Genomic DNA, 18108 nt, shown 5'->3' with positions numbered 1-18108 from the left:
CGTTGAGAGGCGGGGACCGGCTGCTATCATCGGCGCACTTCAAGCGAACCGTCACCGTGCCCAAGTCCACAGAAAAATTAGATCTCGCCACCCGCGCCGCGTGGCTTTACTACGTCGCGGGCAATACCCAGAACGAGATTGCCGAGAAACTGCAGGTGTCGCGCCCGGTCGCGCAGCGGCTGGTCGCCTTCGCGGTGGAAAAGAATCTGATTCGCGTGCGTGTCGATCACAAACTGGCCGATTGTCTGGCGCTCGCCGACCAACTCTCGAAGCGCTACGGGCTGAGCATGTGCGAAGTCGTTCCGATCGACAGCGATACGTCGGAAGAAGTCGACCGCAAGCTGGCGGTGGCGGGCGCGCAGGTCATGGAACGCTATCTCGGCGAAGAAAAGCCGATGGTGGTCGCCGTGAGCAGCGGCCGTACGCTGAAGGCCGCGGTCGATCAGATCGCCCAGCTGGAGCGTCCGCAGCACCGGTTGGTATCGATGGTTGGGGCGATCGCCCAGGACGGCTCCTCGAACCGCTACGACGTCGCGCTGCACATTTCGGAGAAGACTGGCGGCAAGCATTTTCTGCTGCCCGCGCCGCTGCTCGCCGATAGTGAGGCCGAGCGCGCGCAGTGGTGCAATCACCGGCTCTACCGGATCGTCGAATCGCTCTCGGCCGAGGCGGATGTCGCGTTTGTCGGTATCGGCAATATCGGGCCGAAATGCCCGTTGCACGAAGACGGCTTTATCACGACGGCGGAAGTGGAAGAGTTGGTGCAGAGCGGCGCCGTGGCCGAAATGCTTGGCCTGCCGATCGATGCCGCCGGCGCGCACGTCGAATCGCCGACGGGCCGGCGCGTCACCAGCATCGCGCTCGACTCGCCGCCGCCGCGCCCCACCATCGGCTTTGCCGGCGGCGAGCGCAAGCGCGAGGCGTTGATCGCAGTGCTCAAAGGCGGCTGGTTGTCAGGGCTGGTGACCGACGAATTGTGTGCGCGGGCCGCGCTGGAAGCCTGAGCGCAGCGTAAAAACAGGGCTCTCCCGCGACGGCTTGTTGCAACACGCTGCCCAGCGTCGTAGGCATCGTTCGAAAGCCGCGCCACGCCGGCTTATCCTGAGCTTGACTACAGGAAAGCGGCACGCCCGCCGCTTTCCCATTTACCGACTCACGCCGCTAGCACTTCGACGATCTTCCGCTGGAAGGCTTTCCCTTCGCTGTCGAACAAATGGCAGTGATCCGGCGTGGCGCCGAGCTTCTGCGTGTCGCCCTTGCTGTGCCGTTCGAGCGGCGGAATCCGCGCGATCAGGCCATCCGGCGAAACGCTCGACTCCGCATACAGATACGCTGCGTCGCCGAGCGATTCGAGCGCCATGGTGCGCGCCGAGACGCCGTCTTCCGTCGTGCCGACATGCAGATGCTCCGGACGAATGCCGACGGTGACCTTGTCGCCCTGCTTCACCGCGCCCGGCTCCACCGCGACGCGCTGCGTCTCGCCGGTTTCGTAGCGAACCGTGACGCCGTCGTGCGTCACCGACTGCACGACGCCTTCCATGAAATTCATCTTCGGCGAACCGATGAAGCCGGCGACGAAACGATTGGCCGGCGCGTGATACAGCATGGTCGGGCTGCCGACCTGCTCCACATTGCCCGCCGACAGCACGACGATCTTGTCGGCCAGCGTCATGGCTTCGACCTGATCGTGCGTCACGTAGATCATCGTGGTCTTCAGCTCGTCATGCAAACGCGCGAATTCGAGGCGCATCTTCACACGCAGCGCGGCGTCGAGATTCGACAACGGTTCGTCGAACAGAAACACCTTCGGCTTGCGCGTAATCGCGCGGCCGATTGCAACCCGCTGGCGCTGGCCGCCCGAAAGCTGCTTCGGCTTGCGATCCAGCAGATGGTCGATGTGCAGGATCTTCGCCGCGTTGCGCACGGCAGCGTCGATCTCCGGCTTCTTGGTGCCGGCAAGTTTCAGGCCGAACGCCATGTTGTCGTACAGCGTCATGTGCGGATACAGCGCATACGACTGGAACACCATCGCGATGCCGCGCTTGGCGGGCGGCACATCGTTCACGCGTGTGCCGTCGATGGTCAGGTCGCCGCCGCTGATGTCTTCGAGGCCGGCGATCATCCGCATCAGCGTCGATTTACCGCAACCGCTCGGGCCCACGAACACGACGAATTCGCCGTCCAGGATGTCGAGGTTGATGTCGCGCATCACTTCGTTGTCGTCGTAGGCTTTTCTGATGTTGCGCAGAGTTACGCTTGCCATGATGTGTCTCCGTGTATTGCTGTGTTGCTAGCCGGTGCTTCAGCTGCGTTGATTCGCTTCTCTCTATATGCCGTTCAAGTCCTGCTCATTGGCTTTGACCTGCCGCGCTTACGGCGCCGCTGCCGTTGCGCTCAGCGTCCATTGCGCGACCAGTTCCGGCAACTGCAACATGTCGTCGAACACGGTACGCGCACCCGCCGCGTGCAAGGCGTCGATCTGTGCGTCACTCGCATGGCCACCGCCGATAAAGCCCAGCACCGCCATGCCCGCGGCAGTCGCCGCCGTCACGCCCGTCACGCTGTCTTCCACGACGAGGCAGGCGGACGGCGCGAGGCCGAGACCCGACGCCGCAGCGAGATAGACATCGGGCGCGGGTTTCGGATTCGGCACCGCATCGGCGCAAAAGAGCCGGTCGCCGAAGAACTTCACGAGGCCCGTGCGCGCCAGCACGTTCTCCACGTACGGCTGGAAACTGTTGCTCGCACATGCCTTGGTGAGCGGCACCTGCGCGAGCGCGGCCTCGATGCCGGCCACCGCCGGCGCCTGCATCGCTGCCGCTTCCACCGCTGTGCGGATCGCCGCGATATCCTCGGCGCTGAGGCTCTTGCCCAGTTGCGCCGCGGTGCCTTGCAATACCTTCTCGATGCGCAAGCCGAGCAGCGGCAGCACCACGGGCTCGACGTCGGCATCGGGCCAGCGCGCTTCGAGTTCGTGCACCAGCATGCGCGCCGCTACGGCTTCGCTGTCGATCAGCACGCCGTCGCAATCGCAGATCAGCGCGAAATGACCTACCGTCGTATCTGCGGTCATTTGACCGCCCCGAACGTAAGGCCGCGCACCAGTTGCTTCTGCGACAGCCAGCCGACGATCAGGATCGGCGCGACCGCGAGCAGCGAAGCAGCGGAGAGCTTGGCCCAGAACAAGCCTTCAGGACTCGAATACGAGGCGATGAACACCGTCAGCGGCGCGGCGTTCGAACTCGACAGGTTGATACTCCAGAACGCTTCGTTCCACGACAGGATCACCAGCAGCAGCGCGGTGGAGGCCAGTCCCGGCAGCGACATCGGCATCAGCAGATAGACGATTTCCTGCCACGTCACGGCGCCGTCGATCCGGCCGGCTTCGAGAATGTCGCGCGGAATTTCAGCGAAGTACGTGAACGACATCCATACCGCAATCGGCAGATTGATCAGCGTATAGACGATCACCAGACCCGACACCGTGTCGAGCAGGCCGCTGTTTTTCCACAGCAGATAGATCGGCACCAGCACGCCGACCGACGGCATCATCTTGGTCGACAGCATCCACAGCAGCACTTTCTGCGTGCGGCGCGTCGGAAAGAAGGCCATCGCGTACGCGGCCGGCACGGCGAGCAGCAGGCACAACACCGTGACGCCCAGGGAAATCAGGATCGAATTCCACGCAAACGAAAAGTAATTGCTGCGCGCGAACACCTCGCGAAAGCTATCGAGCGTCGGGACGAAAAAGAGCGACGACGAATACGCCTGCTGCTCCGTCTTGAATGCCGTGATCGTCATCCAGAAGATCGGGAAGAACAGCAACAACGCGACCAGCCAGGCGATCACGCCGGGAATGCCGCGGCGAATCGCAGCGAACGGCGACTTCGCCGGCACCGTCATGGGCGTCGTGCTCGACGCCGGAGTGGAGGCAACATGACTCATTTTTCGTACTCCCCTTTCAGGTTCTTCGCCAGCATCCGCACAAGGAAGAACGACACGATGTTAGCCAGCACGACAGCCAGAATGCCGCCTGCCGAAGCGAGACCGACGTCGAACTGTTGCAGGCCCAGCGAATAGATCAGGTACGACAGATTGGTGGTCGCGGTGCCCGGACCGCCGCCCGTGGTCGTATAGATTTCGGCGAAGATCGACAGCAGGAAAATCGTCTCCATCATCACGACCACCGCGATCGCCCGTTTCAGGTGAGGCAGCGTGATGTAGAAGAACATCGAGAACGGACCCGCCCCGTCGATGCGCGCGGCTTCCTTCTGCTCCTGATCGAGCGACTGGATCGCGGTGAACAGAATCAGGAACGCGAACGGCAGCCATTGCCACGCGACGATCATGATCACCGCCGTGAGCGGATAGTCGGCGAACCAGTCGATCGGCTGCATGCCGATCGCGCGCATGCCCTGCGCGATCAGGCCATACACCGGATGCAGGATCATGTTCTTCCAGATCAGCGCGCTGACCGTCGGCATTACGAAGAACGGCGCGATCGCCAGCAGTCGCGCAATGCCCTGACCGTAGAACTTACGATCGAACAGGATCGCCATCAGCACGCCGCCGACCACGGTGATCACCAGCACGGAGATGATCAGTTCGAGCGTGTGCCCGATCGACGGTCCGAACGACGGATCAGTGGCGAGATATTTGTAGTTGTCGAATCCGGCGAAACCCTTCAGATCCGGATTCAGCAGGTTGTAGCGCGAGAACGAAAACCAGATCGTCATGGCCAGCGGAATGGCCATCCACAGCACGAGTACCGCGACCGAGGGCGATACCAGCCAGCGGGCGGAATTGGCTTTGCGGACTTCGCGTTCTTTTTCTGTCTTGGGATGGGCATGCATGAGAGGTAGGCGCAGAGGACGCATGATTGACCACCTGTTCGGTATTGCGCGGGCTGTCCGGCGAAGACACCGCCTTAGCCGCATCACTCACCGTGCCGCCTTGCGATCTCGCGGCGCGTGAGTGGCAAATGAACGGCAAAGGAGCGGCTGGGACGGCCCGCTGTGCTGCATGGGCCGGCTGACGGGCGTCAGCCGGCGCGTTTCACGTTACGTTGCAGTGCATGCAAGCCGGCTTACTTCTGATAACCGGCCTGTTGCACAGCGCGGTTCGCCGTGGCCTGCCCGGCTGCCAGCGCCTGATCGACCGTCATCTGACCGGCAACCGCGCCGGAGATGCTCTGACCGACTACCGTGCCGAACGACTGGAACTCAGGAATCCCGACGAACTGCACACCGGTGTACGGAACCGGCTTCAGCGTCGGATGATCCGGATCCGCCGTTTCGATGGCCTTCAGCACGAAGTCACCGAACGGTGCAGCCTGCTTGTATTCCGGACGCGCGTAAGTGGATTGACGCGTTCCCGGCGGCACCGACGCCCAGCCTTCATCCTTCGCAACCAGTTCGATGTACTGCTTCGACGTGGCCCACGCGATGAACTTCTTCGCCGCATCCGCCTGCTTCGACGACTTCGGAATCGCCAGCGCCCACGCCCACAGCCAATGCGAACCCTTCGGCGTGACCGCCGTCGGCGCCGCCGCAAAGCCCACCTTGTCGGCGATCTGCGACTGCTGCTTGTTGTAGAGCATGCCGGCGGCCACCGTTGCGTCGATCCACATCGCGCACTTGCCCGAGGACATCAGCGTGAGATTTTCGTTGAAGCCGTTCGAACTCGCTCCCGGAGGGCCGTCTTTCTTCAATAGATCGACATAGAACGTAATCGCCTTCTTCCATTCCGGCGAGGTCAGTTGCGCGTTCCACTTCTCGTCGAACCAGCGGCCGCCGAACGTGTTCACCACGGTCGTCGCATACGCCATGTTTTCGCCCCAGCCGGCCTTACCGCGCAGGCAGATGCCGTACACGCCGTTGGCTTTGTCGGTGAGCTTGTCGGCGAATTGCGCGATCTGGTCGTAGGTCGGTTGATCGGGCATCTTCAGACCCTTGGCCGCGAACAGGTCCTTACGGTAATACGTCATCGAGCTTTCGACGTAAAACGGCAGCGCGTACAACTGGCCGCCGCTCGAGAGGCCGTCGCGTGCCGTCTTCACGACATCGTTCAGATCGTAATCGGCGGGCAGACTGGTGAGCGGCGTGAGCCAGCCGCGTTTGCCCCATTGAGGCGTTTCGTACGCGCCGATCGTCATCACGTCGAATTGGCCGCTGCCCGTCGTGATGTCGGTGGTGGCGCGCTGACGCAGCACGTTTTCTTCGAGAATCACCCAGTTGAGCTTGATGTCCGGATTGGCCTGCTCGAAGGCGGGCGAGAGCTTCTTCAGCTCGATCATGTCCGGATTGTTCAACGTGGCGATGGTCACCGTGGCCGCCGACGCACTCAGCGCGAAGCAGGCAAGCGCACCGGCACTGAGCGCTTTCAGCGCGGATTTTGTAGCTGGTTTCATGTGTTGTCTCCTTTCTCGTACGTTATGTGATGCTGCGTTTGTTCTACGAAAATGACGATGGGTGAGGCGGGTTGGTCAAGCAGGTTCGCTCCTTCCTCCACATTGCTATCCGCTCAGCTCATCCAGTTCCCGCCGTCGACGTTCAGGGTTTGCGCAGTGATGTAGTCGGCATCCGCCGACGCGAGAAACAGGGCTGCGCCGGTCAGATCGTCCGGCACACCCATACGGCCGAGCGGCACCGCTTCACCGACGAGGCGCTTCTTCTCACCGAGCGGCCGGTTTTCATAGCGGGCGAAGAGCGCGTCGACCTCTTTCCACATCGGCGTATCGACGACACCCGGCGCGATGCCGTTCACGTTGATCTTGTGCGGCGCGAGAGCGAGCGCGGCGGATTGGGTATAGCTGAGTACGGCGGCTTTGGTTGCACAGTAGTGCGACACCAGCGCTTCGCCGCGCCGCCCGGCTTGCGACGACATATTGATGATCTTGCCGCCGCGGCCCTGCTCGACCATTTTCCGCGCGACGGTTTGCATCAGGAAGAACATGCCCTTCACGTTGACCGCGAAGAGGCGGTCGAACACGTCCCAGGATTCATCGAGGATCGGGCGCATATCGAAGAGCGCCGCGTTGTTGAAGAGGATATCGACCTGGCCGAAGCGCTCCAGCGTGCTTGCGAGAATGCGTTCGATGTCTTCGCGGCGCGTCACATCGGCGCTGACGGTCAGCACACGGTCGCCGTAAGCGGCGCGCAACGCGTCGCCGAAACTGTCCGCCGGCTTGACGTCGACCAGCACGCAGCGCGCGCCTTCGTCCAGATAGCGGCGGGCCACGGCTTCACCGATTCCGCTTGCCGCGCCCGTCAGAATGGCCACCTTGTCTTGCAGTCGTGCCGCCACTTGCCTGTCTCCGGTTCGTTTCGCATCTTGAGGCGCGGTGAGCGAACGCTCGCTGCGCGATCAATTGCTCTGTTGGTGATCGAATGATCGGATACGGACCGGATCATGTCAAGGCGCTCGACCAGATTTCGATGGTGCAGCGCGGCAGGACCCTCACGCGCCTTCTTCTCGCCTCGATCGGCACAAATACGAGAAATCGAAGATCGCTCATCTGCTTTTAGCTCGAGCCGCTGACAAAAATTCGAGATACGTTATATCATTGCGGCCTCGCCCGGTTTTGAGCGGTGGGCATAGGCGCATCCCCGCGCGGCACGGCCCGGCGGCATGTGCGCATGAGCGACCGCAAGAACGCCGAAGCGCGCCGCTCCCAAGGTTTGTAGTTCATCCAACTCTCACGCAGCAGGAAACAACGATGAAGAAATTCGGCTCGATGTTGAACGGGGCGCGCCATGCGCTGAAGCTGTCGAAGGCTATGGCCATGGGCGCGACGATCGCTGCTGCTGTCACGCTCAGCCACGGCGCGCTGGCCGCGGATGCGAAAATCCCGGTGGTGGCAGCGGAGAACTTTTACGGTGACGTCGTGCAGCAACTGGGCGGCGATCGCGTCGACGTAACGAGTATCCTCAGCAATCCGGATCAGGACCCGCACCTGTTCGAAGCCAGCCCGAAAACGGCGCGCGCCTTGCAGCATGCGAGTCTTGTGGTCTACAACGGCGCCGATTACGATCCGTGGATGGCGAAGCTGCTGGCCGCTTCCAAGGGTTCGAATCGCACGACGATCATTGCCGCCGAGCTGACGGGCAAGAAGAGCGGCGATAATCCCCACCTCTGGTACGACCCGGCAACCATGCCGAAGGTGGCGCGCGCGGTGAGCGCGGCGCTCGTCGCGGCTGACCCGGCGCACAAGTCGGCGTACGATGCGAACCTCGCGAAGTTTCTCGATTCGCTGAAGCCTATCGACGCCAAGGTCGCCGATCTGCATGGCCGCTACGCCGGCGTGCCGGTGACGGCGACCGAGCCGGTGTTCGGCTATATGTCGGACGCGGTGGGCCTCTCGATGCGCAATCTGCGCTTCCAGCTGGCGACGATGAACGACACTGAAGCAAGCGCGGCCGATATTGCCGCGTTCGAACGCGATCTGCGCGAAAAGCGCGTACGCGTTCTGATCTATAACAGCCAGGCAACCGAGGCCCTGACCAAACGCATGTTGAAGCTCGCGCAGCAATCGAAGGTGCCGACCATGAGCGTCACCGAAACCGAACCGGCCGGCAAGACCTATCAGACGTGGATGCTGACGCAGCTCGACGCGCTGGGCACGGCGCTGGCCGCGGGCGATGCGGGCGGAGCGAATGCGGCGGCAACCCCCGCCAAAGGAAAAACCCAATGACCGAAACTGGCCGCAGCACGCCAGCCAATGTATCGACGAGCGCATCCAGCACCGCGCCCGTGCTTGAACTCGAGCGCGTGACGCTCGAACTCGGCGGCCGCACGATTCTGCGCGACGCCAGCTTCGTGGTGAACCAGGGCGAATTCATCGGCGTGCTCGGGCCGAACGGCGCGGGCAAGACCACGCTGATGCGCGCCGTGCTCGGTCTCGTGCCGGCGGCGAGCGGCGCGATCCGCGTGCTGGGGCAGCCGGTCGAGCGTGGTAACGCCTCGATCGGTTATATGCCGCAGACGCGCAGTGCGCTGGCCGGGCGCCGCGTGCGCGGCCGCGACTTCGTCGCCATGGCCGCCGACGGACACCGCTGGGGCCTGCCCCACGCGGACAGCAAAACCCGCGCGGATGTCGAGCGGGTGCTCGATCTGGTGGGCGGCCGTCAGCTGGCCGAGCGGCCCTTATCGGAACTGTCGGGCGGCGAGCGTCAGCGGCTGCTGCTCGCGCAATGCCTGCTCGGCAATCCCAAGCTGCTGCTACTCGACGAGCCGTTGATCAGCCTCGATCCGCATCATCAGAAGAGCGTGGTGGAACTGGTGCGGCGCGTGCAGCAGGAACTCGGCATTGCCGTGCTGTTCTCGGCGCATGAACTGAATCCGCTGCTGCACGCGCTCGATCGCGTGCTGTATCTCGGCAGCGGCGTCGCCGCGCTCGGCACCGTCGATGAAGTCATTACGCGGCCGGTGCTGTCGCGTCTCTATGGCTCGCCAATCGACGTGATGCGCGTGAACGGCCGCATCTTCGTGATGTCGGGCGACGTCGAAGTCGAAAAACACGATCACGAGCACGAACACGACGAGAACGGTGGCCATAGCCACTCGCACGGACACGCCCATTCGCACGACCACGGTGGCGCGGACAGCCACTCACATCAGCACGACTCACGCCACGGACACAAGCACGATGTTTGAATACGATTTCATGGTGAACGCGTTCGCCGCGTCGGGGATCGTCGCGGTGCTGGCAGGCGTGGTGGGCTATTTTCTGGTGATGCGCGGGCAGACCTTCGCGGGCCACGCGCTCTCGCACGTCGGCTTCACCGGCGCGACCGGCGCCGTGCTGATCGGCATCTCGCCGATCTGGGGGATGATCGGCTTTACGCTCGCGGCGGGCGTCGGGATGGGCGCGCTCGGCGAGAAGCTGGCCGGACGCGATGTAGCGATCGGCGTGATCCTGTCGCTGTCGCTCGGCTTCGGCTTGCTGTTCCTGCATTTCTTCACCGCGTACGCAACGCAGGTCACCGCGCTGCTATTCGGCAACGTGCTCGGCGTGAATGCGTCGACGCTCGGCGTGCTGGCGGCGTTGGGCGTCATCAGCTTGCTGGCGCTCGCCGCGATCATGCGGCCGTTGCTGTTTGCTTCGTTGCAGCCGGAACTGGCCGAAGCCAAGGGCGTGTCGTTGCGCAGGGTGTCGGTGCTGTTTCTCTCGATTGCCGCGCTCGCCGTGGCGGCATGCACGCAGATTGTCGGCGTGCTGCTGGTGTTCACGCTGATGGTCGGGCCGGCCGCCGCCGCGCAAAACATGACGACGCGGCTCTCGACCGGTCTCGTGCTTGCCGCTGTGTTCGCGCTGGTGCAGGCCTGGCTCGGTCTCACGCTGGCGTTTTATACCGACTGGCCGACGAGCTTCTGGATCACCGTGCTGTCGGCTGTCGTGTATGGCGGAAGTTTGTTGGGGCGACGCTGAGCCGCGCTTAACGCACGTGGAAGCGGCGTTGGTGTCCTGAGTGGCTGACTGCGCGTGCCATTGCGTAGTCCAGGCTACATTCGCTGCGGCGGCGCATTTCGCATCGGCGAAGATCAGGAATAGCGGCGACACACTGCGTGCCGCCGCCATCGCCCGAACGAATGTCAGCCGAGCAGCACCTTCGCGTGATGCGCGAGATGATCCTCGATGAACGTCGAGATGAAGTAGTAGCCGTGGTCGTAGCCCGCATGACGACGCAACGTCAGCGGTTGTCCCGCAGCCTTGCAGGCGGCTTCGAATACATCCGGGTTCAGCTGCTCGGCGAGGAACTGATCCGCCAGCCCCTGATCGACCAGAATCCCTTCCTTGAACTTGCGTGGTGTGTGGGCGACCAGCTCGCTCGCGTCGTACTGCTTCCACGCTTCACGGTCTTCGCCCAGATAGCCGCTGAACGCCTTCACGCCCCACGGACACTGTGAAGGCGCGGCGATCGGCGCGAACGCCGACACCGACCGGTAGATCTCCGGGTTACGCAGCGCCAGCATCAACGCGCCATGACCGCCCATCGAATGCCCGAAGATGCCCAGGCGCGCGCCGTCCACCGGCAGATTCGCGAGCACCGTTTCGCGCAGTTCGTCGCGCACGTACGAGTACATCCGGTAGTGCGTCGCCCATGGCTGCTGCGTCGCGTCGACGTAAAAGCCCGCGCCCACACCGAAGTCCCATGCGGCGCTTTCGCCCGGCACGCCCGCGCCGCGCGGGCTCGTGTCCGGTGCGATGAGCGCAATGCCATATTGCGCTGCGAAGCGCTGCGCCCCCGCCTTGACCGGAAAGGTTTCTTCCGTGCAGGTCAGGCCCGCGAGATAGAACAGCGCGGGCACGTTCGCATTGGCCTGCAAGGCCTGCGGCGGCAGATACACCGAGAAGCGCATTGGCAGACCGATGGTCTGCGAGTCGTGCCGGTAGATCCGCTGCTCGCCGCCATGGCAGGCATGCGAGGACAAGAGTTCAGGCATTCGCGATGCTCCTTTCTGTGCCGGGTCAGTGGTGCATGAGTGCTGCATTAGTGGTGCATTAGTGGCGTATTAATGCTGCATCAGTACAGGACGACCGAGCGGATCGACTCGCCCTTCTTCATCAGATCGAAGCCCTCGTTGATGCGTTCGAGCGGCAGACGGTGCGTGATCAGATCGTCGATATTGATCTTGCCTTCCATGTACCAGTCGACGATCTTCGGTACGTCCGTGCGCCCGCGTGCGCCGCCAAATGCCGAGCCCTTCCACTCGCGGCCTGTCACCAGTTGGAACGGACGTGTGCTGATCTCCTCGCCCGCTGCCGCCACGCCGATGATGAACGACTGGCCCCAGCCTTTGTGCGTACACTCCAGCGCCTGACGCATCACCTTCGTGTTGCCGATACATTCGAACGAATAGTCCGCGCCGCCGTCGGTGAGTTGCACGATGTGGTCGACCACATTCTCGACTTCGTTCGGGTTGATGAAGTGGGTCATGCCGAATTTCTTCGCCAGTTCAACGCGCCCCGGGTTCAGATCGACGCCAATGATCTTGTCCGCGCCGACCATCTTCGCGCCCTGGATCACATTCAGGCCGATGCCGCCGAGACCGAACACCACCACGTTCGCGCCCGCTTCAACTTTCGCCGAATACACGACAGCGCCAACGCCCGTCGTCACGCCGCAACCGATGTAGCAGATCTTGTCGAACGGCGCATCTTCACGCACCTTCGCCACCGCGATTTCCGGCACGACGATGTAATTCGAAAACGTGGACGTGCCCATGTAGTGAAACAGCGGCTTGCCGTCCAGCGAGAACCGCGACGTCGCGTCAGGCATCAATCCCCTGCCTTGTGTCGACCGGATCGCCTGACAAAGATTGGTCTTGCGCGACAGACAGAATTTGCACTGGCGGCATTCCGGCGTGTAGAGCGGAATCACGTGATCGCCTTTCTTCAACGTGCCCACGCCGGGACCGACATCGACGATCACGCCCGCGCCTTCGTGGCCGAGAATTGCCGGGAAGATGCCTTCGGGATCGGCACCTGAGAGCGTGTAGTAATCGGTGTGGCAGATACCCGTCGCTTTCACTTCGATCAGCACTTCACCCGCGCGCGGGCCTTCCAGATCCACTTCTTCGATCGTCAACGGCGCGCCGGCTTTCCATGCGATTGCTGCTTTGGTTTTCATCGTGAATGCTCCTGTGAGTCTGTGAATGCCTGGCGCGTCGCGGTGAGATGTCGCGCGGCGTGCCGGTGTCGCGGTTCGCGGTTCGCGGTTCGCGGTTCGCGGTTCGCGGTTCGCGGTTCGCGGTTCGCGGTTCGCGGTTCGCGGTTCGCGGTTCGCGGTTCGCGGTTCGCGGTTCCGCAGTTTAGTTCGTGTGCTGGACTGGGAACGGGCAGTGCCGTTGCCGTCCGGCATCGTTCGCCGGCCTATACCTTAACGCGCGAAAGCCGTCATGGTATTGCAAAGTACGTCGCGGCATTGTCTGTAGCTGACATCGCATTGCTCAGCGAAGCGGGGTTTCGCCGAACCATGATTCGACGCGGCCATACAGATCGAGAAAGCGCGCATAACGTTCAGCAAGCGCTGCATCGCCCTGCGGCCCGGCAACGCGTGTCGCACCCGGCGCAAGCGCGGCGAGGTCGCCGGTGTGCCAATGCCCGCTCGCCAGGCCACCGAGGATAGCCGCGCCACGCGGCGCCGCGTTTGGACAATCCACGGCATAAAGCTCGACGTTTAACGCGTCGGCGAGTAACTGCCGCCAGCGTGCATCGACAGAACCGCCGCCCGCGAGTTTCAAGCTCGTCACCGTCGCGCCGCTCGCGCGGATCGCGTCGAGGCCTGCACGCAGCGAGAACGCGACGCCTTCGAATGCAGCGCGCATCATCGTGCCGCGCGTGTGGTCGAACGCGAGGCCAAGCCAGCCGCCTCGTGCGGCCGGGTTGAGCCATGGCGTGCGCTCGCCGGTGAGGTAAGGCAGAAAGGTGAGGCCTGCTGCTGCGCTGGAGATCGCGACTGTCGTCTCGTCGCGAGCACCATGCGATACGTTGCCGGAGAGACGGCCGGATGCATTGCCGATCAGCGCGCTCGGCACATCGCCGGATGTATCACCGGATGCACCGCCGGATGCACCGCCAAAGGCATCACGATAAGCATCAACCCATTCATACGACAGCCAGCCGCGCACGCGTTCGAGCGCGACACCGACGTTTTGCATCGCCGCCATTCGATACCAGTGGTCGCTCGCGGCTCGATAGCGATGCAGTCCCCTTACCGCTTGCGGTGCGTGCTCGGCGAGCACGACGATTTGCCCTCCTGTGCCGGTGGTGAGCAACGCGTCGCCGTCCCGTGCAAGCCCGCTGCCGAGTGCAGCACACGGCGTATCGGCGGCGCCGATTGCCAGCACGATGCCGGCGCGCAAACCCAACTCCCGCGCAGCCTCGGACGACAAAACCCCGCCCGCCGCATAAGCGGGCGCAAGCGGCGCAAACCATTCACGCGGCAATTCAAACCGCTCAAGCAGCGCCTGGTCCCACACGCCTGCGGGATCAGCGAGCGCGGTCGCGCAGGCATCGGAAGGATCGGTTGCGACCACGCCGCCCAGCGCGACACGCAGCCAATCCTTCGGTTGCAACGCCCAGCGCGTCTTGTGCGCGGACTGCGGTTCGTTCTGCACGATCCAGCGCAGCAAAGGACCCGCCATGCCTGGCGCAACCGGATTCGGCTGCGGCTCGGGCCACTGGTCGAGCAAAGCCAACGCACGCGTGTCGGGCCAGAGCATCGCGGGGCGCACGGCTTCGCCATCGGCGTCGATCAACACGACACCATGCATCTGCCCGGAAAAACCGATTGCCTGCACTTCGCGGCGCAAACCGTCGGGCAAACGCCCCGCCGCTTCGCGAAGCGCACGCCACCAGGTTTGCACCGCGATTTCGGCCCATCCGGGATGCGGAGTGTCGAGTGCATACGCAACACTCGCCGCTGCCTGCTCGCGCCCGCTTTCGTCGATGATTGCGACTTTGAGGGAGCCGGTGCCTAGGTCGATGCCAAGAAAACTCATGGGCGATAGGACGTCAATTTGAGCTTGGGGATAAGCACGCGAAAAGTGCCTGGAACGGCGTATTTTCCATCACCGCTGCACGGCTTCGGAAGTCCACCCGAATGCACGCTAAAAACCCGGAATCGCGGGTTAACCCCGCCACGCCGCGAGCAGCACAAAAACAGCACTATGCGACGAGCGAGATACACCTCATTGATTCTCACACATATCCTATTACGACGGGCACGCGCGGCGAGCGAGCATCCATGGCCGCTGCAAGGGGCTGACGGCCGATTTGTGCGGCGCACGCATTTCTTTTTGCTTTCAAATGAGCCTCACCCATATCGTCACCGGGAATGCCGGAATAGGCCCCAGTGGTCTTGTTGCGGCTTTTCGTTCCGCATACCTTGGAGCCATCCCAAAACGAGATGGTGGAGAGAGACAAAATGCAATCGAACACGGTTCACCCGTGCGACGAGCGACTGCCCGCGGGCCAGTTGCTGACGCTCGGCATTCAGCACGTTTTGGTGATGTACGCAGGCGCAGTTGCGGTGCCGCTGATCATCGGTGCGGCGCTGAAATTGCCGAAAGACCAGATCGCGTTCCTGATCAGCGCCGATCTGTTTTCCTGCGGCATCGCCACGCTGATTCAGACGCTCGGTCTGTGGATCTTCGGCATCCGTCTGCCGGTCATCATGGGTTGCACGTTCGCAGCCGTCGGTCCGATGGTCGCAATCGGCACCAATCCTTCGCTCGGCATTCTCGACATCTTCGGCTCGACGATCGCGGCCGGCGTCATCGGCATCCTTCTCGCGCCGATGGTCGGCAAGCTGCTGCGCTTTTTCCCACCGGTGGTGATCGGCGTGGTGATCTCAGTGATCGGCCTCTCGCTGATGGAAGTGGGCATCAACTGGGCAGCCGGCGGTGTGGGCAATCCTGATTACGGCAACCCGGTCTACCTCGGTCTGTCGCTGATGGTGCTGATGCTGATTCTGTTGATCAACAAGTTCGCCAAGGGCTTCCTCGCCAATATTTCGGTGCTGCTCGGCATCGTTGCGGGTTTCATCATCGCGCTGGCGCTCGGCCGCGTGAACATGGACGGCGTCACGCACGCACCGTGGGTCGGCATTGTGATGCCGTTCCACTTCGGGCTGCCGCATTTCGATCCGCTCGCGATCGCGACGATGGTCACCGTGATGTTCGTCACCTTCATCGAATCGACCGGCATGTTCCTCGCGGTCGGCGACATGGTGGATCGTCCGGTGGATCAGAAGACGCTGGTGCGTGGTCTGCGTGTCGACGGTCTGGGCACGCTGATCGGCGGTATCTTCAACTCGTTTCCGCATACCTCGTTCTCACAGAACGTTGGCCTGATCGGCGTGACGGGCGTGAAGAGCCGCTTTGTCTGCGCAATGGGCGGCGTGATCCTGGTGTTGCTTGGCCTGTTCCCGAAGATGGCGCAAGTGGTGGCTTCCGTGCCCGCTTTCGTGCTCGGCGGCGCCGGCATCGTGATGTTCGGCATGGTCGCCGCGAACGGCATCAAGGTGCTCGCCAAGGTTGACTTCGTGAGGAACCACCACAACCTGTTCATCGTCGCGGTCAGTATCGGCATGGGTCTGGTACCGGTGGTCTCGCCGCAATTTTTCTCGAAGCTGCCGCCGGCGCTGTCGCCGCTGTTGCATAGCGGGATTTTGCTGGCGTCGGTGTCGGCGGTCGTGCTGAACCTGATCTTCAACGGTGTGAAGAGCGAGAAGAAGGCGCAGTGCGAAATCCGCAAGACCGGCCATGATTTCGACGGACGCGGTGGTAATGAGCCTGCGGGCGGCGATGAGATGCTGCGTGCCGCGGATGCGCACTGAGCATCTGGCTGCAGCCAGCGCCGCGCGACAGAGATCGCCAGGGCGCTGAGGTGAAGTGAGGTACGTATCAATAAAAACGCCACGGCATGCCGTGGCGTTTTTTTATTACCGACTGAGCAGGACCGCTTCCTTGAAACTGAAACCATCCGTGCGCGCCAGCTATTACTGGACTGAAGCCGGCGTAACTGTAACCCGCCGCCGGCTCAGTCCCTCGGCCTAGCCCGCAGCAGCTGCCGAAGCCGCCACCGGCGCACTCGCCGCACCGTAGTCGACCGGCGCATCTGCCGGACGCGGCTGCTCGCCGGCCCGCTCGATCCAGCCTCCGCCCAAGGCCTGGTACAAATCGACCAGGTTCTGGAGACGTTGCATCCGCGCGGTGATCAAAGACTGCTGCGACGAATACAAATCAGTCTGTGCGGTCAGCACCGACAGATAGCTGTCGACACCGTTCGTATAACGCAGATTCGACAAATCCAGTCGACGCTGTTCGGCAAAGGTATTGCGCTCCAGCGCCTGGATCTGCTGATCGTACGTGCCGCGTGCCGCCAATCCGTCCGCCACTTCGCGGAAGGCCGTCTGGATCGCCTTTTCATACGTTGCGATCTGCACTTTCTTCTGGATGTTGGCAAGGTCGAGGTTGGCGAGATTCTCACCGCCCTCGAAGATCGGCAGCGTAATCGACGGCGCAAAGCTCCACGCCGCCGAACCCGGCTTGAACAAGCCGCCGAGCGAAGGGCTCAGCGTGCCGAAGCTGCCGGTCAACGAGACCTTCGGGAAGAACGCCGCTCGTGCCGCGCCAATGTTCGCGTTGGCCGCCAGCAGATTCTGTTCGGCCTCCATGATGTCCGGACGACGCGTCAGCAGATCGGACGGCAGACCCGCCGGAATATCCGTGAGGAGATTCTGGTCGTTCAGCGTCAGGCCCGGCGGCAAGTCGGCAGGCAAAGGCTCGCCGAGCAACAGCACCAGCGCGTTCTCACCCTGGGCGCGCAGACGTGCCTGCGCCTGCAGGTTCGCGTTGGCCTGTTCGACCACGGTTTGCGACTGCCGCAAATCGAGTTCCGAACCTGTACCGTTATCGAATTGAAGCTTGGCGATCCGATACGACTCCTGCGAGGTCTTCAGCGTGTTCTGCGTCACCGTCAGCAGATCGTCGAGTTCGAGCACCGTCAGGTACTGATCGGCAACTTGCGACACCAGCAGGATTTCCGCCGCTTTACGAGCCTGAGCGGTGGCCAGGTACTGCGCCAACGCCTGATCCTTCAGGCTTTGAATGCGCCCGAAGAAGTCGATTTCCCACGACGCGTTCAGACCGACCGAGTACGTGTTCGTGATCGTCATGGGCGTGGACGACAGGTCCCGTGGCGTGCGCTGCTTGCTTTGCGAAGCCGCTGCGTCGAGCGTCGGGAACAGACCCGCACGAACGATGCGGTACTGCGCCGCCGACGCCTGCATATTCAGCACCGACACGCGCAGATCACGGTTGTTCTTCAGCGCGATCTCGATCAACCGCTGCATGCGCGGATCGACGAAGAAATCGCGCCAGCCGATATCGGCCGCCGCCTGACCGTTGGCGCTGCGCGCCGCGGTCGACGTGCCCGTGGGCCCCGCACCCGGTTGGGTCGCGCCCGGCTGGGTTTCATACACGCCGCCGGTCGGGAAGGTCGCCGACACGGGTTCATCCGGGCGATGGTACTTCGGCGCCATTGTGCAACCCGCGGCGAACAGCGCAACCGCCACTGCAATCAAAGAGTGTTTTTGCATC

15 protein-coding genes are annotated in these 18108 nt (G+C 62.9%); 5 read left to right on the top strand and 10 right to left on the bottom strand.

The features are described 5' to 3' along the window. The first annotated feature begins 56 nt into the window (after positions 1-56). On the top strand, positions 57-1004 hold the full coding sequence (locus PQQ95_RS12585) for a sugar-binding transcriptional regulator (protein ID WP_408437698.1): 948 nt from the start codon (positions 57-59) through the stop codon (positions 1002-1004). 149 nt (positions 1005-1153) lie between these two features. Here the strand turns inward: PQQ95_RS12585 and PQQ95_RS12580 are convergent, their stop codons facing one another. The 6 genes from PQQ95_RS12580 to PQQ95_RS12555 all read right to left on the bottom strand — a co-directional run bounded on the left by PQQ95_RS12580 (position 1154) and on the right by PQQ95_RS12555 (position 7305). Next, complete coding sequence (locus tag PQQ95_RS12580) at positions 1154-2263, bottom strand: ABC transporter ATP-binding protein (protein ID WP_408437697.1); 1110 nt, start codon at positions 2261-2263, stop codon at positions 1154-1156. 108 nt (positions 2264-2371) lie between these two features. Next, positions 2372-3073 carry an HAD family hydrolase gene (locus PQQ95_RS12575; RefSeq protein WP_408437696.1) on the bottom strand — a complete coding sequence of 234 codons (702 nt, stop codon included), beginning with the start codon at positions 3071-3073 and terminating at the stop codon, positions 2372-2374. Then, entirely contained in the window at positions 3070-3903 is an 834-nt protein-coding gene (locus PQQ95_RS12570; protein WP_408437764.1) for a carbohydrate ABC transporter permease, read from the bottom strand. The genes PQQ95_RS12575 and PQQ95_RS12570 overlap by 4 nt, the downstream gene beginning before the upstream one ends. A gap of 38 nt (positions 3904-3941) precedes the next feature. Continuing rightward, positions 3942-4877, bottom strand: a complete 936-nt coding sequence (locus PQQ95_RS12565) for a carbohydrate ABC transporter permease (RefSeq protein WP_408437695.1) — start codon at positions 4875-4877, stop codon at positions 3942-3944. A 209-nt stretch (positions 4878-5086) separates the two neighbouring features. Further along, the gene (locus PQQ95_RS12560; protein ID WP_408437694.1) at positions 5087-6409 is read right to left on the bottom strand and encodes an ABC transporter substrate-binding protein; all 1323 of its coding nucleotides are present in this window, start codon (positions 6407-6409) and stop codon (positions 5087-5089) included. A 113-nt stretch (positions 6410-6522) separates the two neighbouring features. Next, complete coding sequence (locus tag PQQ95_RS12555) at positions 6523-7305, bottom strand: L-iditol 2-dehydrogenase (RefSeq protein WP_408437693.1); 783 nt, start codon at positions 7303-7305, stop codon at positions 6523-6525. A 412-nt stretch (positions 7306-7717) separates the two neighbouring features. On the opposite strand from PQQ95_RS12555, the gene PQQ95_RS12550 reads away from it, so the two are divergent. From PQQ95_RS12550 to PQQ95_RS12540, 3 genes are read left to right on the top strand one after another with little or no spacing between them, the layout of a single operon-like run. Then, complete coding sequence (locus tag PQQ95_RS12550; protein ID WP_408437692.1) at positions 7718-8692, top strand: metal ABC transporter solute-binding protein; 975 nt, start codon at positions 7718-7720, stop codon at positions 8690-8692. Beyond that, positions 8689-9654, top strand: a complete 966-nt coding sequence (locus PQQ95_RS12545) for an ABC transporter ATP-binding protein (RefSeq protein ID WP_408437691.1) — start codon at positions 8689-8691, stop codon at positions 9652-9654. Before PQQ95_RS12550 ends, PQQ95_RS12545 begins: the two co-directional genes overlap by 4 nt. Further along, positions 9647-10429 (top strand): metal ABC transporter permease, encoded by a 783-nt coding sequence (locus PQQ95_RS12540; protein ID WP_408437690.1) that lies wholly within the window; start codon positions 9647-9649, stop codon positions 10427-10429. The genes PQQ95_RS12545 and PQQ95_RS12540 overlap by 8 nt, the downstream gene beginning before the upstream one ends. Before the next feature lie 164 nt (positions 10430-10593). Here PQQ95_RS12540 and fghA read toward each other — a convergent pair whose 3' ends face one another. The 3 genes from fghA to PQQ95_RS12525 all read right to left on the bottom strand — a co-directional run bounded on the left by fghA (position 10594) and on the right by PQQ95_RS12525 (position 14505). Then, a complete protein-coding gene (gene fghA / locus PQQ95_RS12535) occupies positions 10594-11445 on the bottom strand; it encodes an S-formylglutathione hydrolase (RefSeq protein WP_408437689.1) in 852 nt (283 codons plus the stop codon). Positions 11446-11525: 80 nt separating this feature from the next. Beyond that, positions 11526-12632, bottom strand: a complete 1107-nt coding sequence (locus PQQ95_RS12530) for an S-(hydroxymethyl)glutathione dehydrogenase/class III alcohol dehydrogenase (RefSeq protein ID WP_408192492.1) — start codon at positions 12630-12632, stop codon at positions 11526-11528. A 319-nt stretch (positions 12633-12951) separates the two neighbouring features. Next, on the bottom strand, positions 12952-14505 hold the full coding sequence (locus PQQ95_RS12525; RefSeq protein ID WP_408437688.1) for a xylulokinase: 1554 nt from the start codon (positions 14503-14505) through the stop codon (positions 12952-12954). A 425-nt stretch (positions 14506-14930) separates the two neighbouring features. Between PQQ95_RS12525 and PQQ95_RS12520 the strand changes: the two genes are divergently transcribed. Then, positions 14931-16343, top strand: a complete 1413-nt coding sequence (locus PQQ95_RS12520) for a nucleobase:cation symporter-2 family protein (RefSeq protein ID WP_408437687.1) — start codon at positions 14931-14933, stop codon at positions 16341-16343. A 216-nt stretch (positions 16344-16559) separates the two neighbouring features. On the opposite strand, the gene PQQ95_RS12515 is transcribed toward PQQ95_RS12520, so the two are convergent. Next, on the bottom strand, positions 16560-18107 hold the full coding sequence (locus tag PQQ95_RS12515; RefSeq protein ID WP_408437686.1) for an efflux transporter outer membrane subunit: 1548 nt from the start codon (positions 18105-18107) through the stop codon (positions 16560-16562). Position 18108: the final 1 nt, after the last annotated feature.

This window comes from Paraburkholderia caffeinilytica (genome assembly GCF_046030355.1).
GTDB lineage: Bacteria > Pseudomonadota > Gammaproteobacteria > Burkholderiales > Burkholderiaceae > Paraburkholderia > Paraburkholderia caffeinilytica_B.
This window is presented reverse-complemented; position numbering and strand designations above follow the sequence as displayed.